Below are 17,640 nucleotides of genomic sequence, written 5' to 3'. Positions count from 1 at the left end.
CGTGGAGCGGGAAACCGCCGACCACCTGATCCGACTCCGTGACCGCGGAATCCGCGAACTCCCCGTGGAACGGGTCGCCACACACGACATCACCGTCGACTTCTCCCCACGCGTGGACGGCGAGGACGCGGAATACGTACGCACCCTCCTGGAGGCCGAGGGCGAACTGCCACCGATCCTCGTCCATCGCCCCACCATGACCGTAGTGGACGGCATCCATCGGCTGCGCGCCGCCACCGCCCAGGGACAAACCCACATCCCCGTACGGTTCTTCGACGGACCCCTGACCGAGGCACGGCTACTGGCGGTCGCCACCAACGTGACCCACGGCCGCCCCCTGACCACGGCAGACCGAGCCGCCGCAGCCACATACATCTTCACCGCCCACCCGCGCTGGTCGAACCGCGCCGTAGCAGCGCTCACCGGGCTCTCCGCCGGAAAAGTGGCCCAGCTCCGCAAAGGCACCGCCGCCGACGGGGCCGAACACCGGATCGGGCGCGACGGGCGGGCCCGGCCGGTGGACTCCTCGCACAGCCGAGAACGCGCCGGAGAACTTCTGCGTGCCAACCCCCGCGCCTCGCTGCGCCAGATCGCCGCCGAGGCCGGACTGGCACCAGCCACCGTCGCCGACGTGCGCAATCGGATACAGCGCGGCGAGGACCCCGTACCAGGCCGCGCCCCCCGCTCCACGAATGCTTCCCCTCCCCCCACCACCTCCACCGACCGGCCTCCGGTCCAACTGGCGACCCGTCGTCAGCCTGCGTCCACCGCCCCGCCGCCGCCCGACCGGCTGCTGCACATCCTGGACTCACTGCGCCGCGACCCCTCACTACGGCTGAGCGAATCGGGCCGCCACATTCTGCGAATGCTCAGCGCCTGCACGATGGTGGCCCAGGACCGGGAGCAGATCGCGGCCGCCCTCCCCGCGCACTGCAAGCAACCGATGGCCCAGCTCGCACAGGGTTACGCCCGGCTGTGGACCCAGCTCGCACACGAGCTGGCCGCCGGGGACGACTCGGCCGCGATGGGCATCTGAAAGACAGGAAGAAGGGAAGGCCGACCATGCAGACCCAACCCCACCGACCGATCTCCGGAATCGTGGACGCGGTCGTGACTACGTCCCTGGACGCCGACGGCGCACTGGCCTTCCACCTGGTGGTAGGCCCTTCCAACCGGCCGCACGAGTGCGACCGCATCGAATTCACCCTCGACCTCGAGGATGCCCGTGCGCTGGTCGGGGACGCTGAACGAGCCGTCACCGCCCAGGTGCCCTGCCGGCTCGGCGTCGAATTCAACGCGGCACCGTCAGCCCGGCATCCTTGACGCGGGGCCATCAAGATGAACCGCCCCGGGTTCGGTAGAGATCTCAGATTGTGGTTGTGACCTGGGGTTTCGTGAGTTCCGTGTAGTAGTTGGCTTCGTACTCGACGGGCGGGATATGGCCTATCTCACCGTGGAGTCGGCGGTGGTTGTACCAGTCGACCCATTCGGCGGTGGCCAGCTCGACCTGGGAAAGTGTCTTCCAGGGCCGCTGGGGCTTGATCAACTCGGTTTTATACAGGCCGATCGCCGATTCCATCAGGGCGTTGTCGTAGGCGTCGCCGACCGAGCCGATGGACGCGGCTATGCCGGCGGCGTCCAGATGCTCGGCGAGCCTGAACGACGTGTACTGCGACCCTGCATCCGAGGGATGGATCAACTCGCCTGGTCGGATGGGTCGTTGCTCGCGGTCGCGTTGCCAGATCGCCATCTCCAGGGCGTCCAGGACGAAGACGGTCTCCTTGACGGTGGCCGCCGACCAGCCGACGATCCGGCGGGAGAAGGTGTCTACGACGAACGCGACGTAGACGGTCGCCGACCAGGTCTTCACGTGGGTGAAGTCCGCCACCCAGCAGCGGTTGGGGGCGGCGGCGACGAAGTCGCGGTCGAGACGGTCGGGAGCTCGTTCGACCTGCCCGCCGGGAAGCGTGGTGATCACACGCTTGCCGCGGACCGCCCCCTGGATGCCCATCTCACGCATCAGGCGTTCGACGGTGCACCGGGCCACGACGCGTCCCTGCCGGTTCAGCTCACGCCAGACCTTTCTCGCCCCGTAGACACGGTAGTTGGCGGTGTGGACCTGGCTGATCAGCTCCTTGAGCTGAGCGTCCCGCACCGATCGTGCGGACGGGGCGGCCAGTCGTTTCTTGTGGGCATAGTAGGTGGAAGGGGCGATCTTGCAGTCGTACTCGGTGAGCGTCCTGCAGATCGGCTCGACACCGCCGAAGCGGTCCCGGTGCTCGTCGATGAACGCTACGAGCGCGTGTGTGGCCGGTCGAGCTCGGCCGCGAAGAAACTTGCCGCGGCCTTGAGGATCTCGTTGGCCCGCTTGAGTTCGGCGTTCTCCTTCTTCAGCGCCTTGAGCTGGGCAGATTCCTCCGTCGTCGTCCCCGGGCGCTGGCCCGCGTCGATCTCGTGTTGCTTCACCCAGTTCCGCAGCGTTTCGCGGGAGCCGATGCCGAGCTTCTCCGTCACCGCTTGCAAGGCGGCCGTCTCGTTCGGGTAGTCGTCGCGCACCTCGGCGACCATGCGCACCGCACGGCGGCGGAGCTCAAGCGGGTAACGGGAACGTCGTGCCATGACTCGATCCTTTCATGAAATCGAGTCTCTATTCGAACCGGGGCGGTTCACGTGGTGGTGCCAGCCGTTCCAGGTGCGGCCCTCGAAGTGGGCCAGGCCCAGGGCCTGCTTCATCTCGCGGTAGTCGTGCTCGATGCGCCAGCGAAGCTTGGCAAGCCGGACCAGGGTGGTCAGCGGGGTGTCGGCGGGCAGGTCGGACAGCCAGAACTGGACCGGCTCGCTCTCCCCGGCGGGCCATTCGGCCAGCAGCCAGCACTCGGGCAGTTCCGGGCCGTCGGCGGCCTGCCGGATCTCGCGCCCGGCAGGCCGGATGCGCAAGGCCACGAACCGGGAGTACATGCGCTTGAAGCCGGAGCGGCCGGTGCCGGGCCGGGAGCCCTCACGCCACTGGACGGGCCGTGCGGTCTTCCGGCCGGCCGCGATGACCAGCTCTTTCACCGACCGCGGCTTGTCCGGGTACTTCGGCACCGGCGGCCGTCCCGTCCCGGAGTACGGCTCGCACACCGGCACCGCGTCGCCGGGATGAGCCGACAGCGTGGTGGAGATCCCGACCATGTAATGCATGCCGCGGGCGTTCAGGCCGAGCCGGAAGGCCGCGGCGTCGCCGTATCCGGCGTCCGCGATGGCCAGCGGCACCTCGATCCCCCAGGAACGGGTCTCGTCAGCCATGTCCAGAGCCAGCTGCCACTTCTCCACATGGCCGACGTCGTCGGGGATGCCGCAGGACCGGCGGCGGGCGACCTTGTCCGCATCCGCCTTCGGCGCTGCGGGATCCCAGGTCTGCGGCAAAAACAGCCGCCAGTTGACCGCAGCCGAGGCATGGTCGGAGGCCAGGTGCAGCGAGACCCCCACCTGGCAGTTGGTGACCTTGCCCGCGGTGCCGGTGTACTGCCGCGACACGCACGCCGAGGCACTGCCGTCCTTCAGGAAGCCGGTGTCGTCGAAGACCAGCACGGTCGGCCGGATCTCCGTCTCCATCCTCCAGGCCAGACGGGCCCGGATATGGGCCGGATCCCACGGGCTGGTGGTGATGAAGTGGGCCAGGGCCTGCCGGTTCCCGTCCTCCCCGAGGCGGGCAGCCATCGGCTCGACCGACTTGCGTTTGCCGTCGGTCAGCAGTCCGCGCAGGTAGACCTGGCCCCACCGGCGCTGGTCGTTGCGCGCGAACGGCTCGAACACCTCCGCTGCGAACGCCTCCAACTCACCACGCACCGCAGCTATCCCGTCTGGAGTCACACGCCCTCAACGACCTACCGAACCAAAAGACACGCTCAGCACATCTAAATCTGACCAAGCACTACTAGGGCCCAGCCGGCGGATTTTTGACTGCGAGTGCCAAGCGGGCCTCGCTCTTGGGTGGTCGTCACCGCCTACCTGGTCGGCGTCTCAATCAGCCGAGCGGCGAAAAACTCGCCGGGCTCCCCGGCGTCACGCAGTGGTCGCCTCTGTCGGCTCCCTGACCCATAAGTCCGCAAGGACGGATGCGTCATGTGGGCGTGTCCGTGAGCCTTGGAAGTTCGGTCCGCGAGGGAAGGGACGTTGCGTCGGGGATGCTCACGTTCGTCCAGCTGACGGATAGTCGGGCGATATTTCGCCTGGTCAGGCCATAGTGGGACAAGTCTTCGTGACCTGCGTCACACCTGATTGACGTGCCTTCGTAACCGGGCCTTAACTCTCTGCATCCTGTGCGTTTTCTGTTTCCTGAGGGTGGGATCTGTGAAGTTCTGGCGGGGTGGGGTGCTTTTGCTGCGGGCTCGAAGAACAAGAGCTGCGGTGTTGGGGGGCGTTGCCGCCTCGCTGGTTCTGACGGCGTTGCCCGTGTTGCCGACACCGGCAACCTCGGCCGTTAAGGCGGCTGCTGCGGAAGCGGCCACTGGCGAGTTGGATGAAGCCGCCGCCCTGGCCCAGGCGAAGGCGTCCGGTCAGCAGGTGGAGGTGACGACGGCGCGCAGCGAATACACCACGACGCATGCCAACCCCGACGGCACGCTCACGCTCACGCAGTCCACCACTCCGCAGCGGGTGAGACGGGACGACGGAACCTGGGGGGCGGTCGATACCACGCTGGAGCGGCGTCCTGACGGGCGAGTTGCCCCCAAGGGCGCTGTGGTCGACGTGTCGTTCTCCGGCGGCGGCTCCGGCGCGGACATGCTCCGCCTGGGCAGGGACGGCCGTTCGGTCACCCTGGGCTGGACCGACACCCTGCCGCAGCCGGTCCTGGACGGTGCCACAGCCACCTATCCAGAGGTGTTCGACGGTGTGGACCTGCAGTTGACCGCCACGGCTGAGGGCTATCGCGAGGTCCTGGTCGTCAAGACGCCCGAGGCCGCGCACAACCCTGCGCTGGAGCACCTCGTCATCACCGCGGACGGTGATGGGCTGAGTCTGGTTCCGGGCGCGGGTGGTGGCCTGCGCGCGCTCGACGAGGATGGCAACGCCATCTTCCGCGGCCCGGCGGGACTGATGTGGGACTCCGCGGGGGACAGCCCGTCAGGCACCCAGACTCAGTTGCAGCCCGCCGCCACCTCTGACGCTGCTGCACAGGACGACTCGGGCGACCCGGTGCAGCCCGGGGAAGGGGACGCGAGTGCGGTGCTGCCGGTGACGGTAGCGGACGGTTCCATTGCTGTTCGCCCCGACCTCGAACTGCTGCGCGGCGCTGAGACGGTCTACCCGGTGTTCATCGACCCGCCGATGGGTCTGGGTGCGCAGGAGCGCACCAAGATTTCATCTGACGGGGACCGGTTTTGGATGTTCGACGGCGACAAGGGTGTCGGCAAGTGCGGTACGGCCGACGGTTACACCTGTGGTGGCGGCTACATCGACCGGATGTACTTCGAGTTCGCGCCGACTGCGCTGGCCGGCAAGCACGTGCTGGACGCCACATTCCGTGCGCGGGAGACGTGGTCGTTCAACTGCACCCCCTACACCGTGGACCTGAAGCGCACCAACAACATCTCTGAGGCGACCGGCTGGCCGGGACCGGCGCAGCTGGACCACCTCGGCGACCGCGCTGTGTCGGCCGGCCGAGGCGACCTGTGCTCACCGGACCAGCCAGATGCCTGGATCGAGTTCAACGACAACACCACCGAGACGGACGAGAACCTCACCAGCACCGTCCGCTCCTTCGCCAACGGCTCCTTCAGCCGGCTGACGCTGATGCTGCGCGCCCACGACGAGACCGAGCCGCGCGCCTGGAAGCGGTTCGACGACAACGCCGAACTGCAGGTCATCTACGCCTACAAGCCCGGCGTCCCCACCAACGTCGGGATCATCTCGGGCATTAACGGCACGACCGCCTACTGCAAGACATCCTCTACCGACCCGCTCATCGTCACCTTGGGCGTCCCGACCGTCCAGGCACGGCTCCAGACGCTAGTCGGCTCGACCTCGGGCGCTCTGCTGCGGGCCGAGTTCATCGTCGAACGCGGGGACGACGCACCCTGGCGCCGGGTCTGGTCCGGGAGCTCGCCCAGCACCGGCTGGCACGCGGACAACGACCTGGAGCGGATGGAAACCGCCCAACTCGTCGACGGCGGTCTGTACCGGCTCAAGGCGCGTACCCGGTCGCACTGGACCTTCAACACGGTCCCCGACGACCTGTGGTCCCCCTACAACAGCTCCTGGTGCTACTTCAAGCTCGACTCCGCGGCTCCAAAGGAGCCCACAATCACGTCCCTCTCGCCCTACACCCAGTGCTCGGCGGATGTCTGTGAGGGCAAGGGCGGCCCGGGTGTGCCTGGCTCCTTCACCTTCGAGCCGAACACCGCCGACATCAAGGACGGCAAGACCGACGTCACCGCGTACGAGTGGAACCTGCTGTACACCAAGCCCCAGACGGTGTACTCCAGTGGGGCCCTGAAGACGACGGTAAACGATGTCGTCCCTCCGCTGGCCGGCACGACCGTGCTGTCAGTACGGGCGAAGGACGTCTACAACCGGTGGGGCCCGTACAAGGAGTTCACCTTCAAGGTGGCACCCGCGCAGGGCGTGGTGGGCCGGTGGCACCTCAACGGCGACGGAACCGACACTCCCGACACGGGTACCCCGCATACGGCGACCCCGGGCGGAACCAGAATCGAATGGCCGGACAAGGCACGCCGTGGTGAAGGTGACAAGTCGCTGGGCCTGAATGGGGGCACGACGGATCCCGCACAACAGACCAGCTACGCGGCGACCGCTACCCCCGTGTTCAACACCCAGGAGTCTTTCACCGTCTCCACCTGGGTGCAGCTGAACGACGCCTCCACCAACCGGGTCGTGCTGTCCGCACCCGGTACGAACGGCAGCGCGTTCGCCCTGTACTACTCCAGCGCCTTGAAGAAGTGGGTGTTCAACCGCACCGACAAGGACGTGGCCAGCCCGGTCCACATCCGCTCGGTCGCCGATACGGACAAGCCGCCGCTGAACGTATGGACCCACCTGGCGGGCGTGTTCAAGACCGAGGGTGCCGACAACCTCCCCGACACCGACCCGTCCAACGACACCATCCAGCTGTTCATCAACGGCCGCCCGCAGGGTGCCGGTCGTCCTGTCCCAGGCCGCCCCACCTACACCCCATGGACCGCGACCGGCGGCCTGCAGTTCGGCCGCTTCAAGGCCGCCGGCACCTACAGCTCCTACCACGTCGGCCTGCTGGACGAGGTCGCCGCCTGGCAGCGAGCCTTGTCTGCGCCGGAACTCGCCCACGAGACGCGAGTGCTTGAGAACGAGGTGCCGGCCAACGAACTGGTCGCTCACTGAAACGCCACCACCTCTCAGGGCACCCAAATCAGCAGTCGCACGCCGTACCCCGTGCCGGCCATGACAGTGTCCGGAACAACGATCGGCGAGGAAGACGACGCGCTGCTCGTAGACGGCGCGGCCCATGCCGCAGCGACGGGACCGGTGGTCGACGAGACAGGTTCCTTCACCGTCTCCGCCGACGTCCGCCTGAACACCGACCAGCTCGCGAGCAAGCCGCTCGGATACCGAGCCCAGGTGGCCGGGCAGACCATGGGCGGCGAATCCTCGTGGGCGTTGTCGGTGGTCAAGCGCGAGAATGACTTGGGGCAGCACATCTACCTGTGGGAGTTTGCCCGCACCGCGGTGGGCCCGGACGGAACGGTCACCCAGAGCACCGTCGTACCGGCCACTTATGAAGCGCAGGTCGGCACCAGGGTGACCCTCACCGGAGTCTTCAACGCACAGGCCGATCCTGAGACCGGCGACGGCGATCTGGATTTGTACGTCGGGCAGGAGCCTCAGCTACAAGAAGTGGGCACCTTCCCCACCCCGCAGCAGGGCAGCGGTGAGCTGAGCTGGGGCCGCGGAACTGCGGCCGGCAGCACCGGCCACTACTTCACCGGCGCTCTGGAGCAGCTGCGCGTGTGGTCCGGCGCCATGACGGTCGACCAGATCAGATCCCAGGTCCTGGCACCCGGCATCACCGGCTAACCGCCCCCTTCCTCTGCTTGCTGGGCGGTCGGCAGGCGACGCCGCCCGCCCAGCAGGCTTCCTATACCTCCGTGCGCTCCGCACGGCGCTTTCACGCCCTGTTGTCCATGGCCAGGCACGATGCTGCCTGGCCCTAGTGAGGAAGACATCACGTGAAACACTTCGGCACCCCATGGCCCGGTCCGGGCCGCGGAGGCGGAAGCACAGGCCGCTGGAGCAGACGCATAGCCACCCTGACCGGGCTGGCGATGCTCCCGGGCCTGCTCACCCCCGTCGCCTTCGCTGCCACTCCCGATCCGCTCGGGGCTCCCACGCTGGAGCCGCCTCGTTCGGCGAAAGTCCGCCCGTTCACTGCCAAGGTGAGCGAGAAGCCCTCGCAGGCGGACCGTAAGGCGGCCGAACGAGCCCGCCGGGACCAGCAGCGTCCGACCACCTGGCCCACGGCAGGCACGGCTACCCTGGCCCTCAACGCCGGCGCCACGGCGAGAAAGGAAGCGGGCACCCTGCCGGTCACGGCCACCGCGCCCGGCAAGGGCCGGTCGGCGAAGTCCCTCACCGTTGAGGTCCTGAGCCGCAAGGACGCGACCCGTCTCGGCGTCAAGGGCGTCGTGCTGAAGGTTTCCGCTCCCGCCGGTGGCACGGCCCGCCTGGGTGTCGGCTACTCCGCTTTCGCCTCCGCCTACGGCGGTGACTGGGCCGGACGGCTGCAGTTGTTCCGCCTGCCCGACTGCGCCGACGACACGCCGGGCAAGGCTGGCTGCCGCACCCGTACCGAACTTGACTCCCGAAACCACCGCACCCAGGAGAACGTCGCCGCGACGCTGAGCCTGCCGGCCAGCGGCGCGCCGATGATGCTGGCGCTGGCCGCGGGTACCCAGTCGCAGGCCGGCGACTACAAGGCGACGCCGCTGTCTTCCTCTTCCACCTGGGAAGCAGGCGGCGGCTCGGGCACCTTCACCTGGTCCTACCCCCTGAGGGTCCCGCCGGCCGCAGCAGGCCCCCAGCCGACCCTGGCCCTGTCTTACGACTCGGGCAGCGTCGACGGACGCACCGCCAACACCAACAACCAGGGCAGCCAGGTCGGCGAGGGCTTCGACCTGACCTCGTCCTACATCGAGCGCAAATACGGCTCCTGCGACGACGACGACCAGGCCGACAAGTTCGACCTGTGCTGGAAGTACGACAACGCCTCCCTCGTCCTCAACGGCAAGGCCACCGAACTCGTCAAGGACGACGTCACCGGCGTCTGGCGGCTGAAGAACGACGACGCCTCCACCGTCACCCACTCCACCGGCGCCGACAACAACGACGACGGTGACGACATTTCCGCCGGAAAGGGTGACGGCAAGGGCGAGTACTGGACCGTCACCACCGGCGACGGCACCCGATACGTCTTCGGCCTGAACAAGCTCGACGGCGCGGGCACCGAGCGCACCAACAGCGTCTGGACCGTCCCCGTCTTCGGCGACGACCCCGACGAACCCGGCTACAGCAGCGGCACCTCGCTCAGCGGACGCTCCAAGAATCAGGCCTGGCGGTGGAACCTCGACTACATCGAGGACACCCACGGCAACGCCTCGAGCTACTGGTACACCGCGGAAACCAACCACTACGACACGCTTGGTGACGACACCATCGGCACCGAATACGTACGCGGCGGCTACCTGAGGGAGATCCGCTACGGTCAGCGCGCCGGCAGCCTGTTCTCTGCCACTCCGGCCGCCTCGAACAAGGTCGTCTTCGGTTACGACGAGCGCTGCCTGGCTACCGGCACCGGCTGTGACGCACTGACCGAAACCACCCAAAACAACTGGCCTGACGTACCGTTCGACGCGGTGTGCAAGGCCGACGTCAAGTGCACCGGCAACAACGGGCCTACCTTCTTCACCCGCAAGCGCCTGACCGCCATCACCACCTATGCCTGGAACGCGGCGGCCGCCACCCCGGCCTACGAGCCGGTGGACGCCTGGACGCTCAAGCACCTCTACCTCGATCCCGGCGACACGGGTGACTCCCACGATCAGTCGCTGTGGCTGGACGAGATCCGTCACACCGGCAAGCGCGGCACCGACCTCGCCCTCAACCCGGTCAGCTTCGAGCACAAGATGCTGGCCAACCGCGTAGACGGCTCCGAGAACATCCTGCCGTTTTTCAGGCCGCGCATGCAGGATATCTACTCGGAGACCGGCGCTAAGACGTCCGTCAGCTACCTGCCTGCCGACTGCGCCTACGGGCAGACCATGCCCAGGGTCGACACCAACACCAAGCGCTGTTACCCGGTGTACTGGTCACCCAACGGCGAACAGGAACCCATCCTCGACTGGTTCCAGAAGTACCCGGTCAGCGCCGTGTCCGTCAGCGACCCCACGGGCGGCGGCCTGGCCGTGGAGCACTCCTACCAGTACTCCGCAAGCGGCGGTGCCTGGCACTACAACGAGGACCCGCTGACCCCGGCCAAGGAACGCACCTGGTCCATCTGGCGCGGCTACGAGCGCGTCACCCACCTCACCGGCGTCTCCACCGCAACGCAGAGCAAGACCGTCACGGTGTTCATGCGGGGCATGCACGGCGACCGCGTCCTCGGCCCCGACGGCAAGAACCCGGACCCGACCGCCCGCAAGACCGTCACGGTCACCGGCATCCGAGCGGCCGCGATCAACGACCTGAACCAGTACGCCGGATTCACCCGCGAAACCGCCACTTACAACGGCAGCAGCGAAGTCTCCGGAACCATCAACAACCCCTGGTCCAAGCGGACCGCCACCCAGCACAAGTCGTATGCGGACATCGAGTCCTACTACGTGCGCACCTCGGCCACCCACGCCCGCACCAAGATCACCAGCGGCATCACCCCGCTCGATCGCGTCCGCACCGTCAGAACGACCTACGACGACTACGGCATGCCCGCCACCGTCGACGACGAAGGCGACAGAGCCGTCACCGGCGACGAGAAGTGCACCCGCACCTGGTACGCCCGCAACGATGCTGCAGGCATCAACTCGCTCGTCTCCCGCAGCCGCACCGTCGCCAAGCCTTGCGCGACCGCCGATACGAGCCTAGACCTGCCCGCGGACTCCAGCCGCCCCGGCGACGTCATCTCCGACACCGCCACCGTCTACGACAACACCACCGCCACCACCTGGCCGGCAACCCAAACCCCCACCAAGGGCGAGGCCACCTGGAGCGGGCGCGCCAAGGCCTACGACAGCAGCGACGCACCCCTGTGGCAGAAGGTCGCCACCACCACCTACGACACCCTTGGCCGCACCTCGATCGTCAAGGACACCAACGACAACCTGGTCTCCAAGACCACCTACACCCCCGCGGCCGCAGGACCGCTGACCGCCACGGACGTAGAGAACATCAAGCTGCACAAGACGACCACCCAGGTCGACTTCGCCACCGGCGCAGCCACGAAGGTCATCGACCCGAACAACATGGTCACCCAGTCCGAGTACGACAGCCTCGGACGCCTGACCAAGGTCTGGCTGCCCAACCGCTCCAAGGCCCTTGGCGCAACCCCCAACTACGTCTACGCCTACAACATCACCAACACCGACATGTCCTGGGTGTCCACCGGCACCCTCAACAACAACGCATCCGGCTACAACACCAGCTACGCCTTCTACGACGCCCAGCTCAGGCTCCGCCAGACCCAGTCGCCCACACCTGCAGCTGAAGGCGGCCGCATCATCACCGTGACCCGGTACGACACGCGGGGAATGGCCTACAGCCAGCACGGCGACATCTACGACAGCACATCGCCGCCCACCTCAACCCCGGTCGAAGTCTCCGGCGGACAGGCCCCGATCCAGACGGACACCACTTTCGACGGCGCCGGCCGGCCCACCGAAACAGTGAACAAGACGTTCGGCGTCACCCGCTGGACAACCACCACCACCTACACCGGCGACACGGTCTCCACGAGTGCCCCCAACGGCGGGCAGGCCACCGCGGTGGTCACCAACGCCCTCGGCCAGGCGACCGAGCGCCGCGAATACGCAGGCCCGCAGCCGACCGGCACCGACTACACCACCACCCGTTTCACCTACCACCCGGCCGGCCAGCAGGACACCATCACCGGGCCCGACCAGACGAAGTGGACGTACACCTACGACCTGTTCGGCCGCCAGGTCGAAGCCACCGACCCGGACAAGGGCAAGACCACCACCGACTACAACGAACTCGACCAGACCGTCAGCACCACCCCCAACGACGACAGCACCAAGAAACTGCTGTACGGCTACGACGAGCTCGGCCGCAAGACAGGCATGTGGCAGACCGACAAAACGGACGCCAACAAGCTCGCCGCCTGGACCTTCGACACCGCCACCCGGGGTAAGGGCAAGCCCTACGAAAGCGTCCGCTACGACGGCGGCGCGATCACCACAGGCAAGGCCTACACCAAGCGCATCACCGCCTACGACAACCTCGGCAACGCCACTGCCAGCCAACTCGACCTGCCCGAAGGCGACGCGTTCCGTGATGCCGGCGTACCCTCAACGCTGTCCCTGAGCGCCGCGTACCGGCCCGACGGCACAGTCGCCCAGACAGGATCCCCCGCTGTCGGCGGCCTCCCGTCCGAAATCGTCTCTTACACCTACAACGCCACCGGACAGCAGCTCACCTCCACGGGAACCACCGGCTACCTGCACGGCGCCGCCTTCTCCCCACAAGGTGACCTGCGACAGCTCAGGCTCGGCACCGACCCTACGGATACGGCGAAGAAGGCCTACCTCAACTGGGAATACGAGCCCGGCACCCGCCGCCTGACCCGCGCCTACGTCACTGACGACGTCAACAGCTACATGGCGCAGGAGCTCAAGTACGCCCAGGACGACGCCGGCAACGTCACCTCCATCTTCGACGCCACCACCCAAGGCGGCACCACGAAGGCCGACTACCAGTGCTTCACCTACGACGGCCACCGCCGCCTCACCGAAGCCTGGACCCCCAAAACGGCGGACTGCGCAACCTCCGGCCGCACGATATCCAACATCGACGGCGCAGCCCCCTACTGGACGACCTACGCCTACACCCAGGCCGGCCAGCGCCAGACCGAAACGCAGCACACAACCGCAGGCGACCAAACCACCACCTACACCTACAACGACCCCACAGACAACAAACCCCACACCCTCGACAACACCACCGGCGCCCGCACCGCCAGCTACCGCTACGACAACGCCGGTAACACCACCTCCCGCCCGGGCGCGACGGGCCAGCAGACACTCGCCTGGAACACTGAGGGCAAACTCAGCACTCTCACCGAAGGCGCGAAGGAGACCGGCTACCTCTACGACGCGGACGGCGAACTACTCATCCGCCGCGCCAAAGGTGATGGCGACGCCATCCTCTACCTCGGAGGCGGCAATGAAGTACGCCTCACGACCAAGGGCACCACTAAGACACTCAGCGGCACCCGCTACTACACCGCAAACGGCCAGACCATCGCCGTGCGAACCGCGACCAGCGGAGTTGCGGGCACGAAACTGAGCTTCCTCGCCAGCGACCATCACGGCACGTCCAGCATCGCCCTGGAAGCAGGCACCTACGCGGTCACCAAGCGATACACGTCGCCATTCGGCAACACCCGGGGATCAAAGGCCACTAGTTGGCCGGACGACAAGACGTTCCTCGGCGCGCCTGCCGACGAGTCGACCGGGCTCACGCACATCGGCGCCCGCGAGTACGACCCGGTCACCGGCCAGTTCACCAGCGTCGACCCACTTCTGGAACTCAACAAGCACCAAACCCTCAACGGCTACAGCTACGCCGTCCAGAACCCCCTCACACACAGCGACCCCACCGGCATGGGACTCGCCTGTAACGGCTACGGCGATAGCACGCCGTGCCCCACAAACCCAAGTGGAGGCCGGAGTGGCCAGCCCGACAGAATCAACGGCGGCGGAGGCGGCGGAGGCGGAAATAGCGGGAAATCTGGAACCGCTGCAGCCAGTAGCGGACCATACTATTCCTGCACCGGAACTGGTCCTGCCGAAATTTGCAGACCGCTCTCTGGTCCCGAGGATTCGAGTACGAATTCAGGCAATTTCCTGTCTAGTTTGCTAGGCAACCCCGACTTTTGGTCTGGCGTATTCCAAACGATTGGCGGGTCGGCGTTCGGAGGTCTCAGCCTATCCCTCGCAGGCGCTGGGGCGATTGAATGCGGGACCGGAATCCTCTGTGTGGCCGGAGCTCCACAAATAGCAGTAGGTGTAGCTGGAGCCGCTGTTGGCTATTCATGGGCGAAATCCGGATCCGATAAACTCGGTCAGGCGTTTCGTGAAGCAGACGAAGCGAGTACCGGGCAGCCAACAACTGGCCAGGTCGGCTACGGCAGCACTGACTTGAGTCGGAGTGTCCAACTCACGCGACTCATAAATAAGGACAAGGTGGGCAACTACGCCGCAGCGCGACTGGATGACGGAACAATCGTGATCGGACGGTCGGGGCAGATCCACGCCGAAGAAGACATCATCTACAATCAGGCTAAAGGTCGAAAGATCGTAGACATGTACTCGGAGCGCGAACCTTGCAAAGCTAAGTGCCTCGACCTAACGAAAGATATGAACGTTACGTACACCGTGCCGTGGAACGGTGCGACTAAGGCCGAACAGGACGCCATCAGGGCAGCGTCGAATCGCGAACTGAAAAGGCTCATCAAAGACCTCTTCGATTCGCCTTGATGTCGCACCATCCGTGAGATCTAGCACCATCTAGGTTTGGGGCGGGCAGGGTATACTGTTCGCCCCAACCGTCTCGAGGGGGTTAAGTTGACAGAAGGAATTGTAGAATTCGTTGGAGTGACATGTGCTGGACCGGCCTTTGAAGGGCTAGCGCTGACGCTCCCTGGTGAGGAGGTGTGGGGAGTATTTCGACCCGTCGAAGTGGTTGAATCGGTGAGCGTAGATGGCCGGGATATGATTCACATCGGCAATGTCGGAGGCGCCGGGAAACTGCTCCTAGATCCTATTTCTGGTGTGGTATGGGAGGAGCATGGGGGGCGCATTAATAAGCATCCAGTCAACGCATCACTTGATGCATTCAATCGTTGCGTCGAAACCCTCCTCGTCGTCCTGCAGGAGGCTTACAGCCGAGGCGAGGAAAGGGAGGATGAAGACGTGGCGATTGAATTTGAGCAAAAAGTGCATGAGATTGATCCCCTGTCAAACGGTGTCGACAGTTTCTGGTACGAGATTCGATGGGGCATCGCCATCGGGGACTTTGAAGACGCGGATTTTTTGCAGGACTAACCTCAATACCGGTAACTTAGTGCTTTGGGGTGCGTTTGACCCGTTTGGATTTGGTGGCGCCAACGAGGGTGATGGCCGCGGTGGTTGGGCGGTCGGCAGCCCGGTGGGCGGCGCGTTTGAGGGGCCAGCTGGCGACTTTTCGTTTAATGACACGCGGGTTGACCCGGCGCCGTCGGGGAGGCAGGAGACGCTCGAGGAGCTCAGTGTGGGGTGCTTTGATGGCGCGGGCGAGTCTGCCGGGGGGAAAACGCCGCCTGGTCGGTGACCTGGCGGCGCACGACGCGCAGTGAGCGGGTGAAGGAGATCCGGTCGGGGTCCTGGTCGCCTTGTCGTGCGGCCTGGTGCATCAGGTGCCGAATGGCGTGGTGGACGAGCAGGAAGCCATAGAGTTCCCGCTCGGCTCCCTCGGGGTGTTGTGAACGCAGTACCAGGTGTGGCCCGCCAAGGTGGGTCTTGATTTCGTCGAGGGTGGACTCGAACTCCCACCGCTGGGCGTAGAGGGCGGCCAGTTCCGCAGCCGGGGCCTTGTCCGGGTCGAGGATCGTGGTGATGAGCCGGTAGACGCCCTCGTGGCCGGCGATGGTGTATTCCACCGCGCGTACTGGCACCCCACGACGGGTGTGAGTGGGCGGTGGGGTGGCAGCGGGTGGGCGTCAGCGGGCTCGTGATGTGGGTGTCCTGGTAATGGGTCCAGGACGGGGTTGTGGTCGCTGTCATGGGGTGACCAAGCGGCTGTTGTGGTGTGGCTAGCAGGTTGGTTGCTGGCTGTCATGGGTTTCGCTGTTCCTGTGGGAGGGGCTGGCGGGGTCGGGTGGGCTGGGCCGTATGACGGTTCAGGGGGGTTCGGCGGGTGAGCCCGGGGCGGGGCCGGCTGGGGTTGTGCCGGCTGGGGGTGTGCCGTTGGCGCGGGGTGTGGTGGTACGGCGGCTTCTTGCGGTGGATGGGGAGGGGACGCTGTCGGCGCTGCATGTGCGGATCGCGGCGGAGTGGGCGGGTGTGTCGGAGCGGACGGTGTGGCGTTGGCTGGCCGATGGACGCCGGGGCCATGTCGAGGCGCGGCCGCGGCAGGACGGGTTTTCGCTGAGCGACGCGTTGTGGGAGGTCCTGGCTCAGGCGGGCGGGAACGTCGCGGAGCTGCGGCGCAGGATGCTCCTAGCACAGGAAGAGGGGGCGTTGGAGGGATGGGGTGCGCAGTGTGTGCCCTCGCTGCCGACATTGCACCGGGTGATCAAGCGGGATCTGGGGGCGGGCCGGGTTCTTGAGGTGGCCCGTCCGGCAGGGGCCAGGGTGGGGCTGGAGCCAAGCCGGTATGACAGGGCGCTGGCGGATTTGGGACTCGTGGACGGGGCGGGTGGTCCGCTTGTTGTCGATGGGCCTCCCGCCGATGTGCCGGTGCCGGAGGGCGCCGCGGATGCGGGGGTGCGGGGCGGCGGTGTGCGGTTGTATGTGCCGGGGGCCCGGCTGGTGTCCACACGGCAGGTGGCCGCTGTGGCGGAGGCTGTGGGGCATACGGTCGCGGCCCGCGGGATGTGCTGTGTGTACGGGGACACGGGCCTGGGGAAGACGGTCGCCGTCGAGCAGGCTTTGCATCTTCTGCCCGGCCGGGTGCCGGTGTGGCGGGCGGTGGCCGGCGTGGCGCCCGGTCTGCCGCAGCTGCGGGCCTCGCTGTGTGAAGCGCTCGGGCTGCCGTCGGGGGCACTGCCGCACCGGGCCGGGCCGGCCAGCCAGGCTCTGACGCGGGCACTGGCCGAGCCGGGTGTGCTGTTTATCGATGACGCCCAGCGGCTGACGCCGCCATTGCTGGACTATCTGCGGCAGTTGTGGGACGCACCGGGCTGTGCGGCGGCGCTGGTGCTGTGTGGGGCGGGAAGCGAGCGGGCCCTCGCCCGTGCTTCGGCGCTGCGCTCGCGCGTGCTGAGCTGGCATCAGGTCGGCCGACTTGAGCCGTCTCAAGTCCCGCAGACGCTGACTCTGTTCCATCCCGTATGGGCGCAGGCGGACCCGGACGACCTTGCGCGGGCGGACGAGCAGATGGCGCGCGGCAATTTCCGCACGTGGGCGAAGATCACGTCGCATGTCTACGCGGCCCGCGAGCGCGGCCCCGCAAGGCGTGTGGACCGGGAGCTGATCGAGCAGGCCTGCGCGCGTCTTGGCCCCTACCCGTGACGGTCCGCGCTGCTCGGAGGGCTCGTGTACGGGCCTTCACCTGTTCCGACGGGGCGAGCGAAGACGGGCTTCACGGAAAGCGGATGAGAACGAAGGGGCATGGCGTGGACGGGCAGCCGATGGCGCCGCCGGAGGATGTGGCCGGTGTTTTGGGGGAAGAGTC

9 protein-coding genes and 1 pseudogene are annotated in these 17,640 nt (G+C 66.7%); 7 read left to right on the top strand and 3 right to left on the bottom strand.

The window, feature by feature from the left end; genetic code table 11:
• Window position 1: 1 nt before the first annotated feature.
• Both IPT68_RS00190 and IPT68_RS00185 read left to right on the top strand, forming a co-directional pair.
• Complete coding sequence (locus IPT68_RS00190) at window positions 2-1,036, top strand: ParB/RepB/Spo0J family partition protein (RefSeq protein ID WP_189702156.1); 1,035 nt, start codon at window positions 2-4, stop codon at window positions 1,034-1,036.
• Between the two features lie 26 nt (window positions 1,037-1,062).
• Window positions 1,063-1,323 (top strand): hypothetical protein, encoded by a 261-nt coding sequence (locus IPT68_RS00185; protein ID WP_189702157.1) that lies wholly within the window; start codon window positions 1,063-1,065, stop codon window positions 1,321-1,323.
• Between the two features lie 43 nt (window positions 1,324-1,366).
• Here IPT68_RS00185 and IPT68_RS00180 read toward each other — a convergent pair.
• Both IPT68_RS00180 and IPT68_RS00175 read right to left on the bottom strand, forming a co-directional pair.
• A protein-coding gene (locus IPT68_RS00180; RefSeq protein ID WP_194074038.1) for an IS3 family transposase occupies window positions 1,367-2,619 on the bottom strand; the annotation gives its coding sequence in 2 pieces (ribosomal slippage) (window positions 1,367-2,337 and window positions 2,337-2,619; 1,254 coding nt in all).
• A 45-nt stretch (window positions 2,620-2,664) separates the two neighbouring features.
• Window positions 2,665-3,855, bottom strand: a pseudogene (locus IPT68_RS00175) (IS701 family transposase); the annotation flags it as partial.
• Window positions 3,856-4,335: 480 nt separating this feature from the next.
• Here IPT68_RS00175 and IPT68_RS34720 point away from each other — a divergent pair.
• The 4 genes from IPT68_RS34720 to IPT68_RS00160 all read left to right on the top strand — a co-directional run bounded on the left by IPT68_RS34720 (window position 4,336) and on the right by IPT68_RS00160 (window position 15,311).
• The gene (locus IPT68_RS34720) at window positions 4,336-7,362 is read left to right on the top strand and encodes a LamG-like jellyroll fold domain-containing protein (RefSeq protein WP_322734589.1); all 3,027 of its coding nucleotides are present in this window, start codon (window positions 4,336-4,338) and stop codon (window positions 7,360-7,362) included.
• Between the two features lie 60 nt (window positions 7,363-7,422).
• Window positions 7,423-8,055, top strand: a complete 633-nt coding sequence (locus IPT68_RS34715; protein WP_322734605.1) for a LamG-like jellyroll fold domain-containing protein — start codon at window positions 7,423-7,425, stop codon at window positions 8,053-8,055.
• A 152-nt stretch (window positions 8,056-8,207) separates the two neighbouring features.
• The gene (locus tag IPT68_RS00165; protein WP_407699457.1) at window positions 8,208-14,744 is read left to right on the top strand and encodes an RHS repeat-associated core domain-containing protein; all 6,537 of its coding nucleotides are present in this window, start codon (window positions 8,208-8,210) and stop codon (window positions 14,742-14,744) included.
• 87 nt (window positions 14,745-14,831) lie between these two features.
• Window positions 14,832-15,311 carry an SUKH-4 family immunity protein gene (locus IPT68_RS00160; RefSeq protein ID WP_189702411.1) on the top strand — a complete coding sequence of 160 codons (480 nt, stop codon included), beginning with the start codon at window positions 14,832-14,834 and terminating at the stop codon, window positions 15,309-15,311.
• A gap of 200 nt (window positions 15,312-15,511) precedes the next feature.
• Here the strand turns inward: IPT68_RS00160 and IPT68_RS00155 are convergent, their stop codons facing one another.
• Window positions 15,512-15,904: a transposase gene (locus IPT68_RS00155; RefSeq protein ID WP_228040101.1), complete on the bottom strand. Its 393-nt coding sequence runs from the start codon at window positions 15,902-15,904 to the stop codon at window positions 15,512-15,514.
• 307 nt (window positions 15,905-16,211) lie between these two features.
• Here IPT68_RS00155 and IPT68_RS00150 point away from each other — a divergent pair, with 307 nt between their 5' ends.
• Complete coding sequence (locus tag IPT68_RS00150; RefSeq protein WP_189702410.1) at window positions 16,212-17,477, top strand: ATP-binding protein; 1,266 nt, start codon at window positions 16,212-16,214, stop codon at window positions 17,475-17,477.
• The last annotated feature ends 163 nt before the right edge of the window (window positions 17,478-17,640 follow it).

Origin of the sequence: Streptomyces chromofuscus (assembly GCF_015160875.1) — a bacterium.
Lineage (GTDB): Bacteria > Actinomycetota > Actinomycetes > Streptomycetales > Streptomycetaceae > Streptomyces > Streptomyces chromofuscus.
This window is presented reverse-complemented; position numbering and strand designations above follow the sequence as displayed.